Genomic DNA, 1,545 nt, shown 5'->3' on the forward strand with positions numbered 1-1,545 from the left:
ATTATTGTGCGCGAGCAACTAATGAATCAGCTGTGGGAAGTCAGCTCAGAGTCTACTAGTAACGTCGTAGCAGCTCAAATGCGACTTCTACGTCGTAAACTAGCTGAAATAAACGGAGAAAGTCTCATTGAGACAATCTATGGGATGGGCTATCGGCTAAGTACAACTAATGCGGCAAAATAAACTATTTAGTGTAGCTCGGTTGCAACTTACTGCACTTTACGCCGGAGTTACAGGTTTAATTATTGGACTATCTGGAATTGCCACTTATCAAGCAATTCTCCATATCCACTGGCGGGCTTTAGACCAAGAGTTGAAATCGGTAGCAGGAACACTTCATGATAGCTTTGAGTCAGATTTGCAACAGCCGGGACGGTTAGAACCAATATCACAGCAGTTAATGTTAGATCTTTGCTCAGTTGAGACAGATTGTTTAGCAAAAAATGAAGCACTGGGTAATCTTGAGGAGAGAATTCTGGTTTCATCAAAAGAACAATTAGACTCACCTAAAAACTCTAAGGAGCAGAAGGTATCGGGGGATGAACAGCGCCATAGGTTGGGAGCTGTTTATCAAAACGATTACTATATGCGGCTACTAAATAGTTCTGGTAAATTGATTGCTATAGCAGGTAGCCAAGGGAAAGAGTTGCCAGTTCTCCTTAGAGATCATCCCTGGCAAACTCTAACAGACGGAGAAGGAAATCGTTACCATCAAATCACCTTGCCTTTACATACCCAGGACAATCTATCCTGGGGTTACATGCAAGTGGGTCGCTCGCTCAAGCCTCTAGATGATCATCTTGTCATTCTGAGGCTATTCCTAGTAGTGGGATTACCTGTTCTCCTGCTGTTAGTTGGTGGTTCAAGTTGGTGGCTTGCGGGTGTAGCAATGCGGCCGGTTCACCAATCGTATCAGCATATGGAACAGTTCACTGCTGATGCAGCTCATGAATTGCGAACCCCTGTCTCCAGCATTAGGACGACGCTTGATGCAGCTTTAGGAATGCAGTCATTTTCCGAGCAGAAGGTCCAGAATATACTAGGTGTGATTGACGCTCAAATTAATCGACTATCTCAACTCATCCAGGATTTAGCATTGCTCTCTCGAACTGAACAACAGGGCTTGATTTCCCAACTTCAGCCGTGTTGCATAAACGAGATTGTAATCGATCTGCTCGAAGAACTATCTGCTCCTGCCTTAACAGGTGGGATTCACTTAAGCTGTGAAAATAGAACTTTCAAACTGCTTTACGTCTTAGGTAATGAGGACCAGCTTTATCGCCTAATTTCTAATTTAATCACTAACGCAATTCTTTATACCCCCGCACAAGGGCGAGTGAGTGTCATTATGAGCTGTAGCAATCCTCATCAAGTTATAATTCAAGTCCAGGATACAGGTATTGGAATTGCGCCTAAAGAGCAAGCTCGAGTTTTTAATCGCTTTTATCGAGTAAATCCCGATCGGTCACGAAATACAGGGGGAGCGGGTCTGGGACTGTCAATTGCACAAGCAATTGCTAAAGCTCACCAAGGTGTTATTGAAGT

At 43.8% G+C, this 1,545-nt stretch carries 2 protein-coding genes; both read left to right on the forward strand.

Translation table 11 applies throughout. The features are described 5' to 3' along the window. The coding region (locus tag AC2VE5_RS27160) for a winged helix-turn-helix domain-containing protein (protein ID WP_486890643.1) at positions 1-183 on the forward strand (183 nt) is incomplete at its 5' end. Further along, the coding region (gene rppB / locus AC2VE5_RS27165) for a two-component system sensor histidine kinase RppB (RefSeq protein ID WP_486890644.1) at positions 170-1,545 on the forward strand (1,376 nt) is incomplete at its 3' end. The genes AC2VE5_RS27160 and rppB, both read left to right, overlap by 14 nt.

The sequence above is a fragment of the Aliterella sp. E5.1 genome, assembly GCF_057473825.1.